The organism is Litorivicinus lipolyticus, from assembly GCF_009650135.1.
GTDB lineage: Bacteria > Pseudomonadota > Gammaproteobacteria > Pseudomonadales > Litorivicinaceae > Litorivicinus > Litorivicinus lipolyticus.
In genome coordinates, this window is the sequence record NZ_CP045871.1 from 970,024 (window position 1) to 991,391 (window position 21,368).

General features: G+C 60.3%; 21 protein-coding genes. All 21 read left to right on the top strand.

The window, feature by feature from the left end:
- The first annotated feature begins 29 nt into the window (after positions 1-29).
- Positions 30-2,306 carry an outer membrane protein assembly factor BamA gene (gene bamA / locus GH975_RS04985; RefSeq protein WP_170272545.1) on the top strand — a complete coding sequence of 759 codons (2,277 nt, stop codon included), beginning with the start codon at positions 30-32 and terminating at the stop codon, positions 2,304-2,306.
- The gene (locus GH975_RS04990) at positions 2,303-2,788 is read left to right on the top strand and encodes an OmpH family outer membrane protein (RefSeq protein ID WP_153713473.1); all 486 of its coding nucleotides are present in this window, start codon (positions 2,303-2,305) and stop codon (positions 2,786-2,788) included. The genes bamA and GH975_RS04990 overlap by 4 nt, the downstream gene beginning before the upstream one ends.
- Entirely contained in the window at positions 2,785-3,795 is a 1,011-nt protein-coding gene (gene lpxD / locus GH975_RS04995; protein WP_153713474.1) for a UDP-3-O-(3-hydroxymyristoyl)glucosamine N-acyltransferase, read from the top strand. Before GH975_RS04990 ends, lpxD begins: the two co-directional genes overlap by 4 nt.
- A 7-nt stretch (positions 3,796-3,802) precedes the next feature.
- Complete coding sequence (gene fabZ, locus GH975_RS05000) at positions 3,803-4,240, top strand: 3-hydroxyacyl-ACP dehydratase FabZ (protein WP_153714777.1); 438 nt, start codon at positions 3,803-3,805, stop codon at positions 4,238-4,240.
- The gene (gene lpxA, locus GH975_RS05005) at positions 4,241-5,011 is read left to right on the top strand and encodes an acyl-ACP--UDP-N-acetylglucosamine O-acyltransferase (protein WP_153713475.1); all 771 of its coding nucleotides are present in this window, start codon (positions 4,241-4,243) and stop codon (positions 5,009-5,011) included.
- Positions 5,011-6,138: a lipid-A-disaccharide synthase gene (lpxB, locus tag GH975_RS05010; protein WP_246164764.1), complete on the top strand. Its 1,128-nt coding sequence runs from the start codon at positions 5,011-5,013 to the stop codon at positions 6,136-6,138. The genes lpxA and lpxB overlap by 1 nt, the downstream gene beginning before the upstream one ends.
- Complete coding sequence (gene rnhB / locus GH975_RS05015) at positions 6,135-6,698, top strand: ribonuclease HII (RefSeq protein ID WP_153713476.1); 564 nt, start codon at positions 6,135-6,137, stop codon at positions 6,696-6,698. The genes lpxB and rnhB overlap by 4 nt, the downstream gene beginning before the upstream one ends.
- A 12-nt stretch (positions 6,699-6,710) precedes the next feature.
- Positions 6,711-10,178 carry a DNA polymerase III subunit alpha gene (gene dnaE / locus GH975_RS05020; RefSeq protein WP_153713477.1) on the top strand — a complete coding sequence of 1,156 codons (3,468 nt, stop codon included), beginning with the start codon at positions 6,711-6,713 and terminating at the stop codon, positions 10,176-10,178.
- The gene (locus tag GH975_RS05025; protein WP_153713478.1) at positions 10,175-11,128 is read left to right on the top strand and encodes an acetyl-CoA carboxylase carboxyltransferase subunit alpha; all 954 of its coding nucleotides are present in this window, start codon (positions 10,175-10,177) and stop codon (positions 11,126-11,128) included. Before dnaE ends, GH975_RS05025 begins: the two co-directional genes overlap by 4 nt.
- Positions 11,115-12,137, top strand: coding sequence for a tRNA lysidine(34) synthetase TilS (tilS, locus tag GH975_RS05030; RefSeq protein WP_153713479.1), 1,023 nt, complete (start codon positions 11,115-11,117; stop codon positions 12,135-12,137). The genes GH975_RS05025 and tilS overlap by 14 nt, the downstream gene beginning before the upstream one ends.
- An 83-nt stretch (positions 12,138-12,220) precedes the next feature.
- Positions 12,221-13,852, top strand: a complete 1,632-nt coding sequence (locus GH975_RS05035; protein ID WP_153713480.1) for a CTP synthase — start codon at positions 12,221-12,223, stop codon at positions 13,850-13,852.
- Positions 13,849-14,688: a 3-deoxy-8-phosphooctulonate synthase gene (gene kdsA / locus GH975_RS05040; protein WP_153713481.1), complete on the top strand. Its 840-nt coding sequence runs from the start codon at positions 13,849-13,851 to the stop codon at positions 14,686-14,688. The genes GH975_RS05035 and kdsA overlap by 4 nt, the downstream gene beginning before the upstream one ends.
- Before the next feature lie 19 nt (positions 14,689-14,707).
- A complete protein-coding gene (gene eno, locus GH975_RS05045) occupies positions 14,708-16,000 on the top strand; it encodes a phosphopyruvate hydratase (RefSeq protein WP_153713482.1) in 1,293 nt (430 codons plus the stop codon).
- Positions 16,001-16,282 (top strand): FtsB family cell division protein, encoded by a 282-nt coding sequence (locus GH975_RS05050; protein WP_153713483.1) that lies wholly within the window; start codon positions 16,001-16,003, stop codon positions 16,280-16,282. It abuts the gene before it with no gap.
- The gene (locus tag GH975_RS05055; RefSeq protein WP_153713484.1) at positions 16,279-16,932 is read left to right on the top strand and encodes an IspD/TarI family cytidylyltransferase; all 654 of its coding nucleotides are present in this window, start codon (positions 16,279-16,281) and stop codon (positions 16,930-16,932) included. Before GH975_RS05050 ends, GH975_RS05055 begins: the two co-directional genes overlap by 4 nt.
- Before the next feature lie 10 nt (positions 16,933-16,942).
- Positions 16,943-17,416 (top strand): 2-C-methyl-D-erythritol 2,4-cyclodiphosphate synthase, encoded by a 474-nt coding sequence (gene ispF, locus GH975_RS05060; protein WP_153713485.1) that lies wholly within the window; start codon positions 16,943-16,945, stop codon positions 17,414-17,416.
- Positions 17,403-18,416, top strand: coding sequence for a tRNA pseudouridine(13) synthase TruD (gene truD, locus GH975_RS05065; protein WP_170272546.1), 1,014 nt, complete (start codon positions 17,403-17,405; stop codon positions 18,414-18,416). The genes ispF and truD overlap by 14 nt, the downstream gene beginning before the upstream one ends.
- Positions 18,394-19,131 carry a 5'/3'-nucleotidase SurE gene (surE, locus tag GH975_RS05070; protein ID WP_153713487.1) on the top strand — a complete coding sequence of 246 codons (738 nt, stop codon included), beginning with the start codon at positions 18,394-18,396 and terminating at the stop codon, positions 19,129-19,131. Before truD ends, surE begins: the two co-directional genes overlap by 23 nt.
- The gene (locus GH975_RS05075; RefSeq protein WP_211365842.1) at positions 19,122-19,778 is read left to right on the top strand and encodes a protein-L-isoaspartate(D-aspartate) O-methyltransferase; all 657 of its coding nucleotides are present in this window, start codon (positions 19,122-19,124) and stop codon (positions 19,776-19,778) included. Before surE ends, GH975_RS05075 begins: the two co-directional genes overlap by 10 nt.
- Positions 19,779-19,783: 5 nt before the next feature.
- On the top strand, positions 19,784-20,602 hold the full coding sequence (locus tag GH975_RS05080) for a DUF368 domain-containing protein (RefSeq protein ID WP_170272547.1): 819 nt from the start codon (positions 19,784-19,786) through the stop codon (positions 20,600-20,602).
- A complete protein-coding gene (locus tag GH975_RS05085; RefSeq protein ID WP_170272548.1) occupies positions 20,587-21,366 on the top strand; it encodes a peptidoglycan DD-metalloendopeptidase family protein in 780 nt (259 codons plus the stop codon). Before GH975_RS05080 ends, GH975_RS05085 begins: the two co-directional genes overlap by 16 nt.
- The last annotated feature ends 2 nt before the right edge of the window (positions 21,367-21,368 follow it).

A 21,368-nucleotide genomic window follows, 5' to 3' on the forward strand; every position in this document is an offset into this window, starting at 1 on the left:
TTCGAAGTAGTGTTGCGTTTGCGTGTTTAGTGTTGTCTCAGTGGAGCTTGGCGTTTTCAATCGCCGACATCCGCATCGAGGGCTTAAAGCGGGTGTCGTCCGAGCGTGTCTTTGCGGCCTTGCCGGTCCAGGCCGGCCAGACCTATACCGCGTCAATGGGCGCCCAAACCATTCGTTCGTTGTTCGAGTTGGGGTTCTTTCGGGACGTCACGCTGGAACAAGACGGCAACGATCTGGTCATCCAAGTGGCCGAGCGCCCAGCGATCGCCCGGGTTGTCTTTACCGGTAACAAAATCATTCCAGACGAGGCCTTGCGTGACGTGTTGCGCGGCGCCGGTGTGGCGGAGGGCGAGGTGCTGTTGCAATCGACTCTGGATCGGCTGCAAACGCAATTGGCGCGTGAATACGAAGGCCAAGGCCGATACGACGCCACCGTCGAGACGCGCACTCGGGCGCTGCCGGACAACCGGATCGGCATCGAGCTGGACATTAACGAAGGTCAGATCGCAACCATTGGCCGCATTCGCTTTATTGGTGTCGAACAGGTCGACGTCGACGATCTGCGCGACGCCATGGAGCTGACCGAACCCGGTGCCTTCACCTTTTTCAGCAAGCGTCACCGCTTTAACCGCCAGCGCCTGGCCGGTGACGTTGAGCGTATTCGCTCGGTGTATTTTGACCAGGGCTTTGCCCGGGTCGACGTCAAGTCGTCGACTGTCCAGTTGGACCCGCAAAGTCAGACGGTGTTTTTGACCATTTTGGTTGACGAAGGCCGGGTTTATACGCTGGGTGACGTTCGGGTTGCCGGTGAACTGCCCCCGGGTATCGATAACTTGGATGGTGATGTCAGCCTGACGGTCGGCGAGCTTTACCGTCAACGCGACGTCAGCGCCGACGCTGAGGGCCTGAAAGCGGTCCTGGGTCGCTCCGGTTTTACCGGCGCTAACGTTCGCGAAGTGCCCGAATTTGACGACCAAGCCGGCACGGTTGATCTGACCTACTTGGTTGAGCCGGGCCTGAAAACCTACGTTCGCCGCATCGAATTCAAAGGCAATGAAGTCACAGCCGACCCGGTCATGCGCCGTAACCTGGTTCAATTGGAAGGTGCGGTCGCGGACACCGGCAAAATCGAACTGAGCCGCTCGCGGCTGGAACGGTTGGGCTTCTTTAGCCGCGTCAGCCCGTCGCTCAAACCGGTCCCGGGTTCGCCGGATCAGGCCGACCTGGAAATCGAGGTTGAAGAGCAATCCACCGGTAGCTTCAGCGCCAGCGTCGGCTATTCGCAGTCATCCGGCGCCGTGTTTGGCGTCGAGCTGGCCCAGGACAACTTTTTGGGCAGCGGCAACAACGTTAAGTTTGGCGTGAATAAATCCGATGCCGTACAGCAACTGAGCTTTAGCTTCTTTGACCCCTTCCTGACGGTGGACGGCGTTAGCCGCGGTATTGACGCGTTCTACCGCCAGACCGACTTTCAAGAGGAAGGCTCGTCCAGCTACAGCATCGACGAGACCGGTGTCAGTGTTAACTTCGGCTACCCGATCAGCGAATACTCCCGGGTCGGTTTTAGCGGCGGGCTGCTGATGACGGACCTGAAGCTGGGGGCGAACTTGGCGCCGGGCGGCAGCGCTGCGGTCGGCCAGATCACGACCTTCCAAACCGATGTTGCCGGCAAAGAGTCCTTTACGGAACTTCAGACCGGCATTTACTGGCAGCGTTCAACCCTGAACCGTGGCCTGTTGCCGACCGACGGTAGCTACCAGCGGGTTAACTTCGATTTGAGTATTCCCGGCTCCGATCTGCAGTACTACACCACCGGCTACGACGGGGAGCGCTACTTTAACTTGGCGCCGGAAAAAGCCATTCGCGTGCGTGGCCGCGTGGCCTTTGGTGACGGCATGGGTGACCTGTCGACCATTCCGTTTTTCCGCAACTACTTTGCCGGTGGCCAGCGCAGCGTGCGCGGCTACGAGTCCAATTCATTGGGTCCGCGTTCTGATGTGGCCTCGGGGGTTGCCAGCGATCCTTTTGGCGGCAACTTGCTGATTACCGGTGGTGTTGACTACCAATTGGCCGCGCCCTTTGTTGATAACCCACGCAGCAACCGACTGTCGGTGTTTGTCGACATGGGCCAGGTGTATGACTCGCGTGAAAACGTCGACTTGGGCGAATTGCGCGCCAGTGCCGGTGTTGCCTTCACCTGGATTACCGCGATCGGGCCGTTGAGCTTTAGCTACGCGACGCCGTTGAATGAAAAGACCGGTGACAAAACCGAGACCTTCCAGTTCTCGATCGGAACCGGCCTGTGATTCGTCAATGCCTGGTGGCGTTGGCGTTGGTGTGTGCCCCGGCTTGGTCCGCTGGGATCGGCGTGATCGACGTCGAGGCGGTGCTGTCCGCATCCGATCGCGCCCAGAGCGCGCGGGCTGAGTGGCAGGCCGAACTGGCCCCGACCCAAGCGCGCTTGGCGCGTTTGTTGGAACAAGGCCAGCTCGCCGAGAGCCGGCTGCAAACCCAGGATGTTGCCGAGTCGGAGCGGGCGGACCTGTTGACCGAAATGAGTCAGTTGCGCAAGCAAATGGCCGAGCTGCAGCAACAAGCCCAAGCGCTGCTGGCGGCCCGCGAGCAGAGCTTCTTGGAAACCAACTTGCCGATTTTGGAGTCCTTGGTGATTGAGTTGGCGGATGCCCAGAACTTAGAGCTGGTGGTCAATGCCGAGGCCGTGGTTTGGGGCCGCCCCAGCGTCAACCTGAGCGACGATCTGTTGGTTCGCTTTAACGCCACCCCATGAATTTAGCCGAACTGGCCCGGCTGCTTGGGGCGACCCTGGACGGGGACCCTGAATTCGTACCGGCGCGCCTGGCGTCGCTGGGCGCGGCTCGGCCTTCGGACCTGGCCTTTGTGATGCCCAAGCGGGCGTTTACGACCGCCGCTGGGGCCTTGATCGTCGCCACCGAACACCCATCCGATCCAGACCGCCACCTGCTTCGCGTCGGCGATGTGTATGCCGCTTATGCCCGGGTGTCGGCGTATTTTGATTCTGCGCCGCGGCGAGCGCCCGGTGTTCATCCCAGCGCCGTGGTTGATCCGAGCGCGACTATCGGGTCCGGTGCCTACATTGGCCCCGGCGCGGTGATTGAGGCCGGCGTAACAGTCGGCGAGGGCTGCGTGATCGAGTCCCAGTGTGTGGTCGGTGCTGACAGCTCACTTGGTGCCCGTAGCCACTTAATGGCTCGGGTTACGCTGTATCACGGCGTTCGGATTGGCGCGGACTGCCGTGTCCACAGCGGTGCGGTGATTGGTGCCGATGGTTTTGGTTTCGCGCCGAGCGCCGACGGCTGGCAGAAAATTCACCAGATCGGCGGTGTGGTGATTGGCGACGACTGTGAAATTGGCGCCAATAGCTGTATCGACCGTGGCGCGCTGGATGACACCCGGATCGGCCACGGCGTTAAAATTGATGACCAGGTCATGATTGCGCACAACTGTGTGATCGGCGACCGGACCGCGATCGCGGCCTGTGTCGGGATGGCCGGCAGCACCCAATTGGGTGCCGATTGTACGGTCGGCGGCGCGGCTGGGTTCGCCGGGCACATCGCAGTCTGTGATAAAGTCCACATCGGCGCGATGACACTGGTAGCCGGTGATATCGACGTCCCCGGTGCCTATGCCGGCGGCGTCCAAGGCGCACGACCAATGCGCGCATGGAAGAAAAACGTAGCACGATTTAATCAGCTGGATGCGCTGGCTCGACGCCTGATCGCGCTGGAAAAACGAGACAACGGAACGAAGGAATAAGCACGTGATGTTAGATGTGAAGGAAATCCAAAAGTACCTGCCCCACCGTTACCCCTTTTTGTTGGTGGACCGGATTTTGGAGTTGGAGCTGAACAAGCGCGTGGTTGCGTTGAAGAACATTTCGGTCAACGAAGACCTGTTCAATGGCCATTTCCCAGGCAATCCCATTTTTCCGGGCGTGCTGATTATCGAGGCGATGGCCCAGGCGTCTGGTGTGTTGGGTTTCAAAACGATGGATAAAACGCCGGCCGATGGCAGCGTTTATTTGTTTGTCGGTGCCGATAACGTGCGCTTCAAACGCCAAGTTGTGCCGGGCGATCAGCTCATCATGACCGCCGAAGTGGTCAAGGTGCGTAGCGGGATCTGGAAGTTTGCCTGTACCGCCACGGTGGATGGCGAACTGGTGTGCAGCGCGGACATTATGTGTGCGGATCGGACTGTCTAAATGATCCATCCGACAGCGATTGTTGACCCCAAGGCGGAGTTGGCCCCGGACGTCAGTGTCGGGCCCTACGCCATCATCGGTGCCAAGGTGCGCATCGACCAAGGCTCATCAATCGGTCCCCATGCGGTCGTTAATGGGCCGACTACCCTGGGTAAAAATAACCGCGTGTTTCAGTTTGCAAGTGTCGGCGAAGCCTGCCAAGACTTGAAATACAAAAACGAACCGACCGAGCTGATCGTGGGTGATAACAACACCATTCGCGAGGGCGTGACGCTGCACCGCGGCACCGTCCAAGACCGCGGCATCACCCAGGTCGGCTCGAACAATTTGCTGATGGCCTATGTTCACGTGGCGCATGATTGTGTGGTCGGTGACAATATCATCGTCGCCAACAACGCGGCCCTGGCCGGCCACGTTCGTGTCGGCAGTGGCGCTATTATTGGGGGTGGCACGCTGGTTCATCAGTTCTGCCAAATCGGTGCCTACAGCATGACCGCAGCCGGTACCGTGGTATTTCAGGACATCCCGGCCTTTGTCATGGTGGCCGGGAACCGGGCGCGCGCTAACGGCATGAACTTCGAAGGCATGCGCCGGCGTGGGTACAGCGACGATAGCATCGCCGCCCTGCGTCGTGCCTACAAAACCGTATTCCGCAGCGGCCTGACCTTGGACGCCGCGCTGGCCGAACTGGGCCCGGATGCGGACGTGGATACTTGGGTAGCGCTGTTCCGTGATTCTCTGGTGGCGGCTGAGCGCGGCATCGTTCGCTAGTGAGTACCAAACGTTTTGTCATGGTGGCCGGTGAGGTGTCGGGTGACTTGCTCGGCGCGTCGCTGATTCGTGAGCTTAAAAAACAGCACCCGGGGGCGCACTTCGAGGGCATCGGTGGGCCGGCCATGGCGGCCGAGGGCTTTTATAGTCTGGTGCCGATGGAACGCCTCAGCGTGATGGGCTTGATCGAAGTGCTAGGCCGTTTGCGTGAACTGTTAAAACTGCGCCGCGATATCGTCAAACACTATGCCGTCGACCCTCCCAGTGCCTTCATTGGGATTGATGCCCCTGACTTTAATTTGGCCCTGGCCAAGTCGTTCAAAGACATGGGGGTATTGGCGGTTCACTTTGTCAGCCCCTCGGTCTGGGCCTGGCGCGCGGATCGGGTCAAGAAAATCGCCACCCAGGTTGACCTGATGTTGACGCTGTTCCCGTTCGAGGTGTCGGTCTACCGCGAACACGGCATGCGGGTGGACTGCGTTGGCCATCCGCTGGCTGACGAAATCGGGTTTGACCCAAGCCACAGCGATGCCCGCCGCACTTTGGGTGTGCGCGAGTGTCAAACTTTGGCGGTGCTGCCCGGATCACGCGATGGTGAAGTGCGCCGAATAGGGCCGGTGTTCGCGGCGACCGTGGCCGGTTTGTTGGCGCGGCGACCGGACTTGCAAGTGCTGATTCCCGCGGCGACGCCGGCTTTGGCTGAGCGCTTGCGTGCGCTGTTTGCCGGCCAGTCGGTGACTATCGTGGAGGGTCAATCGAGGACCGTGATGGCTGCGGCCGACGCGCTGTTGTTAGCCTCGGGCACCGCGGCCTTGGAAGGCGCGCTGATCGGACGGCCGATGGTGGTGGGTTACCGCTTGAATGCGTTGACTGGGTGGTGGGTTAAACGGCTGTTAACCGTTAAGCACGTAGCCTTGCCTAACCATTTGACGGCCCAGCCTTATGTGCCCGAATTCCTATTGGGCGAGTGCCGCCCCGAGCGTCTGATTCCGGCGGTCGAACAGGCCTTGGACGGCGACAACCAGGCGGCCATGACGGCCTTTGCCGAGGTCCATCGGTCGCTGGCCACGCATGCAGCCGGGCGCGCGGCCAGCGCCATCAGTGCGGTCTTGGCGCGGACCCTGTGATTGCCGGGGTCGACGAAGTGGGCCGCGGCCCATTGCTGGGGCCGGTGGTGGCGGCGGCGGTTGTTCTGAACCCGGCTCGGCCGATTCAAGGGCTGGCGGATTCCAAAGTTCTGAGTGCTTCGCGCCGTGACGCGCTGGCGCAAACGATTTACGCCGAGGCCGAAGCGGTCATGGTGGTGGCGCTGGATGCGGCTACGGTCGATCGGCTGAATATTCTGCAAGCGACCTTCGAAGCCATGCGTCAGGCCGTGGCTGGGTTGTCAGTGATCCCGTCGCGGGTTTTGATTGATGGCAACCGAGTGCCTCCCGGGCTGGGTTTGCCGGCTGAGGCCGTGGTCAAAGGCGACCAAAAGAAAGCCAGTATTTCGGCGGCATCAATTGTCGCCAAGGTTTACCGTGATCGGTGGTGTCTTGCGTATCATGCCAAGTTCCCCGGATATGGATTCGACCGCCACAAGGGCTACCCAACGGCCGAGCACCTGGCGTGCTTGCGAGCCTTGGGGCCAACCCCTGAGCACCGACGATCGTTCAAGCCGGTCGCACAACTGCAGTTATTGTAAAAAAGGCAACGCATGAGTTTTGTTCACCTTCGTGTCCATTCCGATTACTCCTTAAGCGACGGATTGTGCCGCGTTAAAAAGCTGCCAGGCCAGATCAAAGACCGCGGCATGCCGGCGGTTGCGCTGACGGACAACGCTAACTTGTTTGCCATGGTCAAGTTCTACAACGGCTGTGTCGGTGCGGGTATTCAACCGATCATGGGCGCCGACGTGTTGTGGGGTGATAGTCACGAAACCGCCAGCGCCTTGACTTTGCTGGTGCAAAGTCAGGCCGGCTACTTGCGCCTGTCCGAGTGGCTGACAGCGGGATTCTTGCAGCACCAGAAAAACGGCAAGGTATTGTTGCCCACGGACTTGTTGGCGGCCGGCACCGACGGCCTGATTGCGCTGTCCGGCGGCATCAAGGGCAGCGTCGGCATGGCCCTGATGAAGGGCGATGCGGATGAGGCGGCCGGCGCCGCCAGCCAACTGACGGCGCTGTTTCCAAACCGCTTTTACTTGGAAATCTCCCGTTGCGGTCGCAGCCACGAAGAGACCGTATTGCACCAGACCGTGGCCTTGGCCGACCAGCTAGGCTTGCCATTGGTGGCGACCAACGACGTGCGCTTTTTCAATCAAGGCGACTTTGAGGCCCACGAGACGCGGGTCTGCATTGCCTCCAGCTTTACCTTGGATGACCCGCGCCGGGAGCGTCAATTTACCGATCAGCAGTACCTCAAATCCGCCGACGAGATGTGCGCGCTGTTTGCCGACGTGCCGGACGCGATTGAAAATACCCTGGCGATCGCCAAACGCTGTGGGTTCCAGCCCAAATTGGGCACCTACTTCCTGCCCGATTACCCGGTGCCGGACGGCAAGACCATCGATCAGTACTTTCGCGAACTGTCCCACGACGGCCTGGGCGACCGGCTAGCCAAGATACTGCCAGCCGACCCGACCGAATCGGCGGCGCTCGAAAAGACCTATCGCAATCGCTTGGACTTCGAGGTCGACGTGATCTTGCAGATGGGTTTTCCCGGCTACTTCTTGATCGTCATGGATTTTATCAACTGGGCCAAAAGCAATGGCGTGCCGGTCGGCCCCGGACGTGGGTCCGGTGCCGGCAGCGCGGTGGCCTGGGCGCTGCGCATCACGGATTTGGATCCGATCGAATATGATTTGTTGTTCGAGCGATTCCTGAATCCCGAACGGGTATCGATGCCCGACTTTGACGTCGACTTTTGCATGGTCGGGCGCGACCGGGTCATTGATTACGTGGCCCAGCGCTACGGGCGTAACGCGGTCTCGCAAATCATTACCTACGGCTCGATGGCGGCTAAGGCCGTCGTGCGCGACGTCGCCCGTGCCCAAGGCAAGGCCTATGCGGTCGGCGATAAGCTGTCGAAATTGATTCCGTTCGAAGTCGGTATGACGCTGGAAAAAGCGCTGGAGCAAGAGCCAGGCCTCAACGAATTGATGAGCATGGACGAGGACGCGGCCGAGGTCATGGCCATGTCGCGCCAGCTTGAAGGCACCATCCGTGGGGTCGGTAAACACGCCGGCGGCGTTGTTATTGCACCGTCCAAGCTGACCGATTTCGTGCCGGTCTACCAGCCCGAGGGTGAAGACAGTCCGGTCACTCAGTTCGACAAAGACGACGTCGAATCCGCAGGGTTGGTCAAATTTGACTTTTTGGGCCTGCGCACCCTGACCATTATCGATTGGGCGCTGGACTTGATTCGCGACTCCGGTGCCGACGTGCCCGATATCGAGAGCATTCCGCTGGACGACCGACGGACCTTTAAGTTGTTGCAGGGCGCGGAAACCACCGCTGTGTTCCAGCTTGAAAGCCGCGGCATGAAAGATTTGATCCGCCGCCTGCAACCCTCAACCTTTGCCGACATCATCGCCTTGGTGGCGCTGTACCGTCCCGGCCCGCTGGAATCGGGCATGGTCGACGACTATATCAACCGTAAGCACGGCCGCGAGCCGGTCGTGTTCCCGCACCCGGACTTGGAGCCGATCCTCAAGGACACCAACGGGGTCATCCTGTACCAAGAACAGGTCATGCAGATTGCCCAGGTGCTGGCTCAGTACAGCCTGGGCAGTGCGGATTTGTTGCGCCGCGCCATGGGCAAGAAAAAGCCCGAGGAAATGCAAAAGCAACGCGTCATGTTCATGCAAGGCTCGGGCGAGCGCGATGTGGACCCGCAGTTGGCGGGTTCGATCTTTGATTTGATGGAAAAGTTCGCCGGCTATGGCTTTAACAAGTCGCACTCGGCCGCCTACGCGTTGGTGTCGTACCAAACCGCATGGCTCAAAACCCATTACCCAGCGGCCTTTATGGCGGCGGTCATGTCGGCTGACATGGGCGACGTCGACAAGGTGGTGCCGCTGATTGAAGAGGCGCGGCGGATGGGCCTGGCGGTCAACCCGCCGGACGTCAATCAGGGCGCGCTTAAGTTTACCGTCAACGATGACGGCGCCGTGGTCTACGGGCTGGGTGCGCTGCGTGGATTGGGCGAAGGCCCGATTTCGGCGTTGCTGGATGCCCGCGCGGACGGCCCGTTCTCGGACTTGTTTGATTTCTGTCGCCGTGTTGATGGCACCCGCATTAACAAGCGCGCGATCGAGTCGTTAATCAAAGCCGGCGCGTTCGATGGCCTCAACGAGCCACGTCACCTGTTGATGGGGGCGCTGGAATCCGCCATGGGCGCGGCTAACCAGGCGCGTAAATCCGAGGCGGCGGGCATGCAAGACCTGTTCGGTTTGGGCATGGACAGCGCCCCGGACCCAAGCACCGGCGGCGATGCCTACGTCGACGTGCGCAAGGCTCGGGTGTGGAATGAACGCGAGCGCTTGGCGGCGGAAAAGCACACCCTTGGGCTGTACCTGACGGGACACCCGATCGAAGCGCATCGTGGCGAGATTCGCGAGTTTTCGATCACGGAAATTGGCCGCCTGCGGCCTAGCCGGGAAGGGCGACCGCGCACCGCCGGATTGATTATTGCGATTCGGACTTTGCGGGATCGCTCGAACCGGCCGTTGGCCATTGTGACACTCGACGATCGCAGTGCGCGCTTTGAATTGGTGCTGGCGGGTGACACCTTCGAGCAGTACAAAGACGCCTTGGTTACGGACCAGATTGTGGTGGTCGAGGGCAAGGTTAGCTTGGATGAGCGCAACCAAACCAACAAAATGCAGGTCGACCGGCTGTGGACCCTAACCCAGGCTCGTATGGCCTTTGCCGACGCCCTGGAGATCCGATTTGCGGTCGACCAGGTGCCGGCCACGATGAAAAAACGCCTGCACGACATCTTGGCCCCTCAACGTGGCGGCGGATGTCCGGTACAATTTAGAATTAGCGGCCGTGAGGCCGATGGGGTGGTTAAGTTAGGCCATGGCTGGGACGTCCACCCCACCGATGAATTAATGCTGCAGTTAACCGAGGTGTTTGGCGACACGGCGGTGCGACTGCGCAAAGAGGAGCGATACGCGTGAACCCCGAGTTTTTAGATTTTGAGCAGCCGATTGCCGAGCTACAGGCAAAAATTGATGAGCTCTCAAACGTAGGGGCACAAAGTGACCTCAATGTGGCCGACGAGGTGCAGACCTTGACCGGCAAGCGCGACGCCTTGGTCGGTCGGATCTTTTCCGAGCTGACGCCGTGGCAGATTGCGCAGATGGCGCGTCACCCCAGTCGCCCCTATACGCTGGATTACATTGACGGGTTGTTTGATGATTTCGACGAATTGCACGGGGATCGTGCCTATGCCGACGACCCCGCATTGGTCGGCGGTATTGGCCGCTTGGATGGCCGTCCGGTGATGGTGCTGGGTCACCAGAAAGGCCGCGACGTCAAACAAAAGGTTTACCGTAACTTTGGCATGCCGCGTCCGGAAGGCTATCGCAAGGCCCAGCGCCTGATGCGTATGGCCGAACGCTTCAAACTGCCGGTGCTAACCTTTATCGATACACCCGGTGCCTACCCCGGTATTGGCGCCGAAGAGCGCGGTCAATCCGAGGCGATCGCATCTAGCATCGCCATGATGTCGCGTTTAAAGGTGCCGGTACTGGCCACCGTCACCGGCGAGGGCGGGTCCGGTGGGGCGCTGGCGATTGGCGTGTGTGATCACCTGACGATGCTGCAATATTCGACCTATTCGGTGATCAGCCCGGAAGGCTGTGCGTCGATTTTGTGGAAGACCGCCGAACGCGCCAGCGATGCCGCCCAGGCCATGGGCATTACTGCCAAGCGCCTGCATGAACTGGGTTTGGTGGACGAAATTTTGGCGGAGCCGCTGGGCGGCGCGCACCGTGCGCCTGGCGAATTGATGGCCAAGCTGAAAGCCAGTCTGTTGGTCCAGCTTGACCGCCTTCAGGCTCTGGACAGCGAGACCCTGCTGTCGGACCGTTACACTCGTCTGATGCGCTACGGTGCCATCGCCTAACCAGGGTCGATGGTGGGTCGCCTTTTCCGGTGGCCCGGATTCACACGCGCTGTTGCAGTGGGCGCTGGCCCGCCACTCGGACGTAGCGCTGGTGCATGTTAATCATGGCTGGCATGCCCAGGCCGGTGCCTGGGCCGACGCCTGCCAGGCACAGGCCGATCGGCTCGGCATTCACGCGCAACTACTCAAACTAGATTCGACAACACCTAAGACCGAGGCGGCCGCGCGCGTGGGGCGCTATGCGTTGATGCAGACGCTACTAAAACCGGGAGATCGATTGCTGGTCGGTCACCACCGCGGAGATCAGCTTGAAACGCGATTGATGCGTGCGCTGCAACGGCGTCCACCGCGCGGTATGCCGTCCCAGCGCGCACTCGGCCTTGGGATGCTGTGGCGGCCACTGCTAGATCAACCCAAACCCCGCGTCGACGCCGACGCCATCGACGACCCTGCCAACTACGATCGAACCTATCGCCGTGTTCAGGTACGCCAAGACTTGCTGCCAAAGCTGGCGCCGGAATTGGTGCGCCAAACGGAGCGTGTCGGTCGACTGGTGGAGCGGCTTGACCGGTTGATGGGCGCCGCCTTACCGGCCGGCCCGCAGTTAGCAGTCGGAATCGCCAGTGCGGCGACGATTGCGGCTTGGTGTTGGCGTGAAGGACAGCTCCCGGGGCCGCCACGCAGGCAAATTGATTCACTATTGCTGCAACTTCCGCCGGCGCCGGATCGTCAGCCGATGATTGAATGGGCCGCGCTCGGGCGGCGCTGGCGTATTCGGGCCTACGCCGGCCAGCTGTGGTTGCTGCCAGCGGCGGTTGACTGGCCGCCACTGAAGGCGGGTTGGCGCACGCTCGAACCAGGCCAGGGTGCTCGCCTGCACGCCCTAGGTATTCCACCCTGGGAGCGCGCCGGGCTGTGTCAGGACGCTGCGGGACGGATCTGTGGATGGCGTCCAATAATCCGCCCCGTCGGTCATATTTCGCTGGAAGAACTACGACTAAACGACTAACCTATCCGCCCGTCCAATAGACCAAATTCGAACGCTCCAGACCGGGCGTGGATGGTCTATTTTAATTTCCCAGGAGGGGCGGCGTGACCCGATATATTTTTGTAACTGGCGGTGTGGTTTCATCACTTGGTAAGGGCATCGCAGCGGCCTCGCTGGGCGCTCTGCTGGAAGCCCGCGGCCTGTCGGTTACGATTCTGAAGCTAGACCCCTACATTAACGTCGACCCCGGCACTATGAGCCCGTTTCAACACGGCGAGGTGTTTGTCACCGACGACGGCGCCGAGACCGATTTGGACTTGGGTCACTACGAACGTTTCGTGACCATGCAGGCGCGCCAGTCGAACAACTTCACGACCGGACGCATCTACCAGGAAGTGCTGCGCAAAGAACGTCGTGGCGACTACCTCGGTGCGACCGTACAGGTCATCCCGCACATTACCGACGCCATGAAAGACAAAGTCTTGGAAGGCGGCGAAGGCTTTGACGTGGCGATTGTTGAAGTTGGCGGCACGGTGGGTGACATCGAGTCACTGCCGTTCTTGGAAAGTGTCCGCCAGCTACGCCAAGAGATGGGCTCCAAACGCGCCTTGCTGATGCACCTGACGCTGGTGCCTTACATTGCCACCGCCGGCGAAACTAAAACCAAGCCGACCCAGCACTCGGTCAAAGAACTGCGTTCGATCGGCCTTCAGCCGGATGTACTTATCTGCCGTAGCGACCATGAGGTTGATGCCAGCAGCCGACGCAAGATCTCGCTGTTTACCAACGTTGAAGAGCGTGCGGTGATTAGCCTACAAGACGCCGACAGCATCTACCGGATACCGGGCATTTTGCACCAGGCCGGACTGGACAAGTTCGTCGTCGAGCGCCTTGAATTGGACGCCACGGATGCCGACTTGTCACCTTGGATTCGGGTCGTTGATGCGCACCTAAACCCCCAGCGCACCGTGACCATCGCCATGGTCGGCAAGTACATGGATTTACTCGAAGCTTACAAAAGCTTGATTGAAGCCATGACCCACGCCGGTATTCACAACCGCGCCAAGGTCAAACTTCGTTACATCGACTCCGAAGACATCGAGCGTAAAGGCACCGAGCTGCTGGCTGATGTGGACGCGATCTTGGTGCCCGGCGGCTTTGGCGAGCGTGGCGTAGAAGGCAAAATCGCGACCGTCCGTTACGCCCGCGAAAATAAAATTCCGTATCTGGGCATTTGCCTGGGTATGCAGGTGGCGGTGATTGAATACGCGCGCCATGTCGCTGAAATGGCCGACGCCAATTCCACCGAGTTCACCCAGGATTCGACCCATCCGGTCATCGCCTTGATTACCGAGTGGACCAACGACGCCGGCGAAGTTGAAGTGCGTGATGCCGACAGCGACCTGGGTGGCACCATGCGCCTGGGCGGTCAGGACTGCGCGCTGATCGACGGCACGCATGTCGCCGCCGCCTACGGGGATGCGGTCATTCGTGAACGCCACCGTCACCGCTGGGAATTTAATAATGGTTTCCGTCAACAGTTGGTCGATGCAGGCCTGATCGTTGCCGGTACCTCGATCGACGGTAACCTGGTCGAGGTCATTGAAGTCCCCGATCATCCCTGGTTTGTTGGCGTTCAGTTCCACCCGGAATTCACCTCGAATCCCCGTCACGGTCACCCCTTGTTCGCAGCCTTCGTGCGTGCGGCGATGGACTTTCAAAAGGCGCGCGCATGAATACCGTTAGCATCCAAGACATCCAGTGCTCGAACGAATTACCCTTTGTGCTGTTTGGCGGCATGAACGTGTTGGAATCCGAAAGCTTGGCCATGGAAGTGGCCGCTAGCTACCAGGATGTGACTGAAAAACTCGGTATTCCTTGGGTATTCAAAGCCAGCTTTGACAAAGCCAATCGTTCAAGCTTGAACAGTTATCGCGGTCCGGGCCTGGACAAGGGGTTGGAAATCCTCGCGCGAATCAAAGAGGGCTTTGGCGTTCCGATCATCACCGATGTCCACGAACCGGCGCAGTGTGCCCCGGTCGCCGAGGTTGCTGATGTGATTCAGTTGCCGGCATTTTTGTCGCGCCAAACCGACCTGGTCGAGGCCATGGCCAAGACCGGTGCGGTGATCAACATCAAGAAGGCCCAGTTTTTGGCCGCCCATGAAATGGCGCATATTCTGAATAAGTGCCGCGAAGCCGGCAACGACCAGCTGATGTTATGCGAACGTGGCAGCATGTTTGGGTACAACAACCTGGTCGTCGACACCCTGGCATTCGGTGAAATGAAGGCCATGGACGTGCCGGTTATTTTTGACGTCACCCATGCCTTACAGCGCCCGGGTGCACGCAGCGATAGCGCCGATGGCCGCCGCCAGCAGGTGTTGGAGCTGGGTCGCGCCGGCATGAGCCAAGGTATCGCCGGATTGTTCTTAGAAAGCCACCCGGACCCGGACAATGCGAAGTGCGACGGCCCCTGTGCGCTGCCGTTGGATCAATTGGAAGGCTTTTTAAGCCAGATGCTGGCGTTTGACCAATTGGCCAAATCACTCCCGACCCTAGACATTAAATAACCCCATTTAAGGAACCGAAATGAGCAAAATCGCCTCGATCGTCGCCCGTGAAATTTTAGACTCACGTGGCAACCCCACCGTAGAAGCGGACGTGACATTGGCGGACGGTAGCTTTGGCACCGCCGCGGCCCCCAGTGGCGCCTCTACCGGTTCGCGTGAAGCGTTGGAGCTGCGTGACGGCGACAAGTTGCGATATCTGGGCAAGGGCACGCTAAAAGCGGTTGACGCCATTAACGGCGCGATTCGTGGTGCGGTTGTCGGTTTGGATGCGCTGGATCAGCGCGGCGTTGATCAGGTCATGATCGACTTGGACGGAACAGAAAACAAAGAAACATTGGGCGCCAATGCCATTTTGGCGGTGTCCTTGGCGGTCGCCAAAGCCGCCGCGGTCAGCAAAGGCATCGAACTGTACGCACACATTGCGGACTTGAATGGCACCAGCGGCCAGTACTCGATGCCGGTCCCGATGATGAACATCATCAACGGCGGCGAGCACGCCGATAACAACGTCGACATCCAAGAGTTCATGGTTCAACCGGTCGGCTTTGATAACTTCCCCGAGGCCTTGCGCTGTGGCGTTGAGATCTTCCATGCCCTGAAGAAAGTCTTGAATGGGTTGGGCTTGAACACAGCGGTCGGTGACGAGGGCGGTTTTGCACCGGACCTGAAATCGAACGAACAGGCGCTGGAAGTGATTTCGCAGGCGATTGCCGACGCCGGCTACGAGTTGGGCACGAACGTCACCTTGGCGCTGGATTGCGCAGCCAGTGAATTCTACAAAAACGGCCAGTATGATCTGGCCGGTGAAGGTCAGGTCTTTGACGGTGCCGGTTTTACCGATTACCTGGCGGGGCTGACCGAACGCTTCCCGATCGTCTCGATCGAAGACGGCATGGACGAGAGCGACTGGGACAGCTGGAAACTGTTGACCGATAAGTTGGGCGCGACCACACAGTTGGTGGGTGATGACTTGTTCGTGACCAACACGAAAATCCTGAAACGCGGCATCGACCAGGGTATCGGCAATTCGATCTTGATCAAGTTCAACCAGATCGGTTCGCTGTCCGAAACACTGGACGCAATCGGCATGGCTAAGGACGCGGGCTTCACCGTGGTCATCAGTCACCGCAGCGGCGAGACCGAAGACACCACGATTGCTGACCTAGCGGTCGGTACGTCCGCCGGCCAGATCAAGACCGGTTCGGCGTCACGCAGCGACCGCGTTGCCAAGTACAACCGTTTGCTGCGAATCGCCGAACAGCTTGGCAGTGGCGCGACCTACCGTGGTCGCTCCGAGATTAAAGGCCAGTAAATGCGTAATTGGGTCTGGCTGATTCTGCTAGGCCTGTTTGCGCTACTGCAATACAAGTGGTGGCTCGGGCAGGGAGGGTTGTTGGAACAGGCCCAGCTGCGCGGTCGTGTCGCTGAACAAGCGGACAAGATCGCCACCCTTGAGGCGGAAAATAATCTGCTGCGTCGCGAAGTCCGGGCACTCAACACCGAGCAGGGCCTTGAAGAAGCGGCCCGGGTTCATTTGGGTGTTAAGCGGGCGGATGAAGTTTATATTCGGATCGCCCCCGGCGCCGCTCAATGACGCCGTTCTATCTGGTTATTGCGGCCGCCGGCGCCGGCCATCGCAGTGGTCGTGATCGGCCAAAACAATTCGAAACCATCGCCGGTCACAGCTTGTTGACCTTGACGCTGTCGCGTTTTTTGGGGCACCCAGCCTTGGCCGGCGTGGTGGTGGCGTTGGCGCCATGCCAGTCGCCGCCGCCCGATTTTCCTACCGATCCGCGCATTCAAACCTGTGTCGGTGGTGCCACGCGCGCCGCCAGTGTGATTAACGCTTGTCGCGCGCTGGATGCGCCAGGCGATGCCTGTGTGCTGGTCCACGATGCGGCGCGTCCGTTTGTCAGTCACGCCGATATCGATGCGCTGTTAGCTGCATTTGAGCCAGGGCGTGGCGTCTACTTGGTGGCGCCGGTGGCGGACACGCTGCGCGACCATGACGGCCGAACATTGGACCGGGATCGTATCCACCGTGTGCTGACACCCCAGGGTGCGGCACGGGATGCGTTGCTGGCTGCATTGGCGGCGCCGCTCAGCGCAACCGACGAAGTGGCTTATTTACAAGCCGCCGGCGTTGCCTGTGATGCGGTCACCAGCGACGGTCATAATTTGAAAATCACCCACCCCGGGGACTGGGCACTGGCCGACGCGCTGGCCCGTCAGCCCGGGTTTTGACGGAGCACCGATGCGCATAGGCCAAGGTTTTGACGTTCACCAATTGATTCCCGGGACTGGGTTGCCGCTGGGCGGGGTGTTCATTCCCTGTGACTATGCCGTGGTTGCCCACTCCGATGGCGATGTGTTGCTGCACGCGATCATGGATGCGCTGTTGGGCGCGGTGGCGCTGGGTGACATCGGCGCGCACTTTCCAGACGATGACCCGGCTTACGCCGGCTGCGACAGCAGCGATTTGATGCGCCGCGTGATCGACCTGGTCGCCGAGCACGGCTATCAAGTCGCCAATATCGACACCTGTGTGATCGCCCAGGTGCCCAAAGTAGGCCCGCACCGTGGCGCCATTCAAGCGCGCGTCGCTGAACTGCTCAAGGTCGAGCCGAACGCCGTCAGTATCAAAGCCACGACCACGGAAACGCTTGGGTTTACGGGGCGCAAAGAGGGCATCGCGGTCCAGGTGTCGGTGTTGCTTGAACGGTGCTGAGATCGATCTGAGCTGGGCCCGGCGACCGTTGCGGGCGCTGGGTGATGCGCTGGGCAGTGCCGGCTACAAAAGTTGTGCGGACGATTTCGAGGTTACCGAGTCACTCGGATTCGAGCCCAGTGGGCGCGGCGAACACCTGTATTTCTTTGTTGAAAAACGTGACGCCAATTCGCACGAGGTGGCGGTCGAGTTAGCCGAGGCCTGTCATGTTAACCGCCGCAGCGTCGGCTATGCCGGGCGCAAGGACAAGTTCGCCCTGACCCGGCAGTGGTTCAGCGTACACCGCCCGGGTATTGATCGGCCGCGTTTGGTTGAGCGTCATCACTGGCGAGTATTACAGGTCACCCGGCATGCCAAACAGCTGCGCCGGGGTGTATTGGCGGGCAATCACTTTAACGTCTTGTTGCGTGACGTCGTCGCTGATCCCGCCGCGATCCGCGCCCGATACGACCAAATCGTTAGCCACGGGGTGCCAAACTATTTTGGCCGCCAGCGTTTTGGTGCCAACAACTTAGAGCGCGCCCAGGCTGGGATCGATGACGAAATGGCGTTGTCGGCAGCGCGCGCCGCACTGTTTAACCGCATGCTCAGTCAGCGTGTCGGCGCCGGCACTTGGCTGCAACCGGTTGTCGGTGAACCTTGTTTGCGACCGCGCAGTAACGGTTGGTTAATGGACGCCGATCGTGACCACATTGAGGCCGGGCTGGCCGACCCCTGCTTGCCGCTGTTCGGCCCAACGCCGGGTCTTGAAGCGGATCGCCAAGCGGCCTGGATCGCTGAATTCAGCCGCGCAGGCAGCGACGTGATTAGGTTATTACAAGCACATAGCTGGACGCCGTTTCGGCGTCGATCACGGCTGCGACCGCTCGACCCATCGCTTGAGATTACCCCCGAAGGTATTAGGATACGGGCGACCCTAGGGCCAGGCGCATTTATGACCGCCTTGCTGGATGCATTGTTTGACTTAGAGGACCGACATGCCACGCATTTTGATCAGTAACGACGACGGCGTGCATGCACCTGGGTTGGCTGCTTTGGCCGACGCCCTGTCGCAGATTGCCGAGGTGTTGGTGGTGGCACCGGACCGTGATCATTCCGGTGCCAGCAACAGCCTAACCCTGACCCGCCCATTGTCGGTGGAGCGGTTAGAGAACGGTTTTTACAAGTGCGACGGCACGCCGACAGACTGCGTGCATTTGGGGTTGCGGTTGTTCAAAGACCACGCTCCGGACTTTGTCGTTTCGGGCATCAATGCCGGGCCTAACTTGGGCGACGATGTGCTTTATTCTGGCACCGTCGCGGCGGCCATGGAAGGCCGCTTTCTGGGTATGCCGGCGCTGGCGGTATCGTTGGAAAAACGCGATCAATGGCACTATCAAACGGCCGCCCATTGGGCCTGCGAAGTGGTCCGTCACTTGCCCAACCTGGCCCCTGGGCGGGTCTTGAACCTGAACGTGCCGGGAGTGCCCTTGGCGGATATCGAGGGCATGGAAGTGACCCGTTTAGGCCATCGCACCATGGGAGCCGACCCGATTCGCGTCGCCGATCCCCGTGGTAAAGAGCGGCTATGGTTGAGCCTGGCCGGCGAAGCGCTGGATGCCGGTCCCGGTACCGACTTTAATGCGCTGCGCCGTAATCGGGTCTCGCTGACGCCGGTGCAACCGGACATGACCGCGCATGCGGATATGGATGAATTGGCCTCGCTGTGGGATTGAGTCGCGACGCCAACACCGAAGCGCGCCATCGCCTGGTCGGTTTGCTGCAGGAACAGGGCATCACCAATCAGCGCGTGCTGAATGCCTTTTGGCAGGTTCCACGCCACCAATTTATCGAGCCGGCGCTTCAGTTTCGGGCCTACGAAGACGTCACCTTACCGATCGGCTTTCAACAGACGCTGTCGCGCCCGAGCGTGGTCGCATTTCAGCTGCAACGCGCGTTGTCGCGGGTCCCAAAACCGCGTTTCATTCTTGAAATTGGTTCCGGGTCTGGCTACCAGACGGCGCTGCTGACGCACCTGTGCCTGCGTGTTTACAGCGTCGAACGTATCGCCGGACTGCACCAGTGCGTTGATCAGCGGTTGCGTGGTTTGGGCCAGCGTAACTTCCGCTTGCGCCACGGTGATGGCTTTGATGGTTGGGCTCAGCATGGCCCCTTTGAGGTGATTATTGCGGCGGCCTGCGCCCCGCAAGTCCCCGAGGCATGGCTGGAGCAGCTGGCGCCGGGGGGTGTCATGTTGATGCCGATCGAGCAGAGCACGGGACAGGCGATGCTAGAAGTTCATAAAACCGACGACGGCGAGGTCCACCAAATGATCGTCAACGAGGCCAGTTTCGTGCCGTGCTTGCCGGGTAAAGTCGGGTGACGCCGTTGGCGATTGCCCTGCGCGGGCTGTGCATGGGGGCGGCCGATGCGGTGCCCGGCGTCAGTGGCGGCACGGTGGCACTGATCGCGGGTATTTACCCGCGCTTGCTTGGCGTCATCGGTGCGCTACGGCCATCGCTGTGGGGCGTGCTTCGTCGCGACGGCATTGGCGCGGTATGGCGCGCGCTGGACGGAAATTTTGCGCTGGCGTTGTTAGTGGGTATTGCGTTTGGCTTATTCGGGCTAAGCACGCTGGTATTAGCCGGGTTGGCCGCGTTTCCAGCCTTGGTCTGGGCGGCGTTCTTGGGCTTAGTGATGGCCGCGGTGCCAGTGTTGGCACGCGCCGTGACACACTGGAGCCTCAGTTGCTGGGTGTGGCTGACGCTGGGCCTTGGTTTGGCGTCTGGGCTGGGCTGGATGGAGATCAGCGTGCCGCAAACGACCTTGGGTTATGTGGTCGGCGGTACCTTGGCATTGTCGGCAATGATCTTGCCGGGCTTGTCCGGCAGTTTCGTGCTGCTATTGGTGGGGTTATACCAGCCGGTATTCAGTGCGTTGCACGCGGCCAATATGTCGGTGGTGGTGCCTTTCGCCGGCGGCGCACTGGTCGGGCTGTTGGGGATGGCGCGCGTGCTGAGTTGGTTGCTGGCTCGCCATCAGCCACAGGTTATGGCCTGTTTGATCGGCCTAATGGTCGGCAGTTGTGTTCAGTTATGGCCGTTTAACCACGCCCCGTGGAGCGCTGTTAATGCGGCGTTGGCGTTGGCGGGCTTGGTACTCGGGTGTGTTGCCGTATGGGGGTTGGATCGTTGGTCAAAAACCTAATCGTGGTGTCGCTATTGGCGGGCTGCAGTAGCTATCAAGCGCCGCTATCGGATCGTTCGGCGCAGTCCGAGCGGGTTGAAGTCACGACCCGGCGCACACCGGGTTCGGTCGAGGGTGGTATTCCGCTCGGCACGCGCTACACGGTCCAACCGGGTGACACCCTGTACGGGGTTGCCTTTCGCTTCGAGTTGGACCCGGAACGGTTCGCTGCGGCCAATCGTATCGCGCCATTCTCGGGGCTAACCGCAGGACGCTCGGTGGTGCTGGCTGAGGCGACACCGCCGCCATCCCCGGTCAGTTCAAGCGTGGCGGTGACGGCGCCTAAGACGTCGGTTCAAGCCAAGCCTGTGACCGTGGCTAAGGCGCGCAGTGCGGCGGCGGTCAACGCGGGCCCCTTGGCCTGGCAGTGGCCGGTGCCAGGCTCGGTGCTTGAGCGATTCAGCACTAAACAGCGCTTTAGTCGCAGCTTGCGCATTGCGGGCAACCGCGGTGAGCCGGTTAAAGCGGCCGCGGCTGGGCGCGTGGTGTACGCCGGTGACGGCCTGGTCGGGCTCGGAAATTTAGTCTTAATTCGACACGATGAAACCTGGCTAAGCGCCTACGGTCACAATGATCGGTTGGATGTTCAGGTTAATCAAAACGTTAGTGCCGGCGATGTCATCGCGCGACTGGGCAGCACCGGCACGGACCAGCCGAAATTGCATTTTGAGCTGCGCCGCAACGGTGAACCTGTCGATCCGAGCAAAGTGCTACCTGTACGATAGGG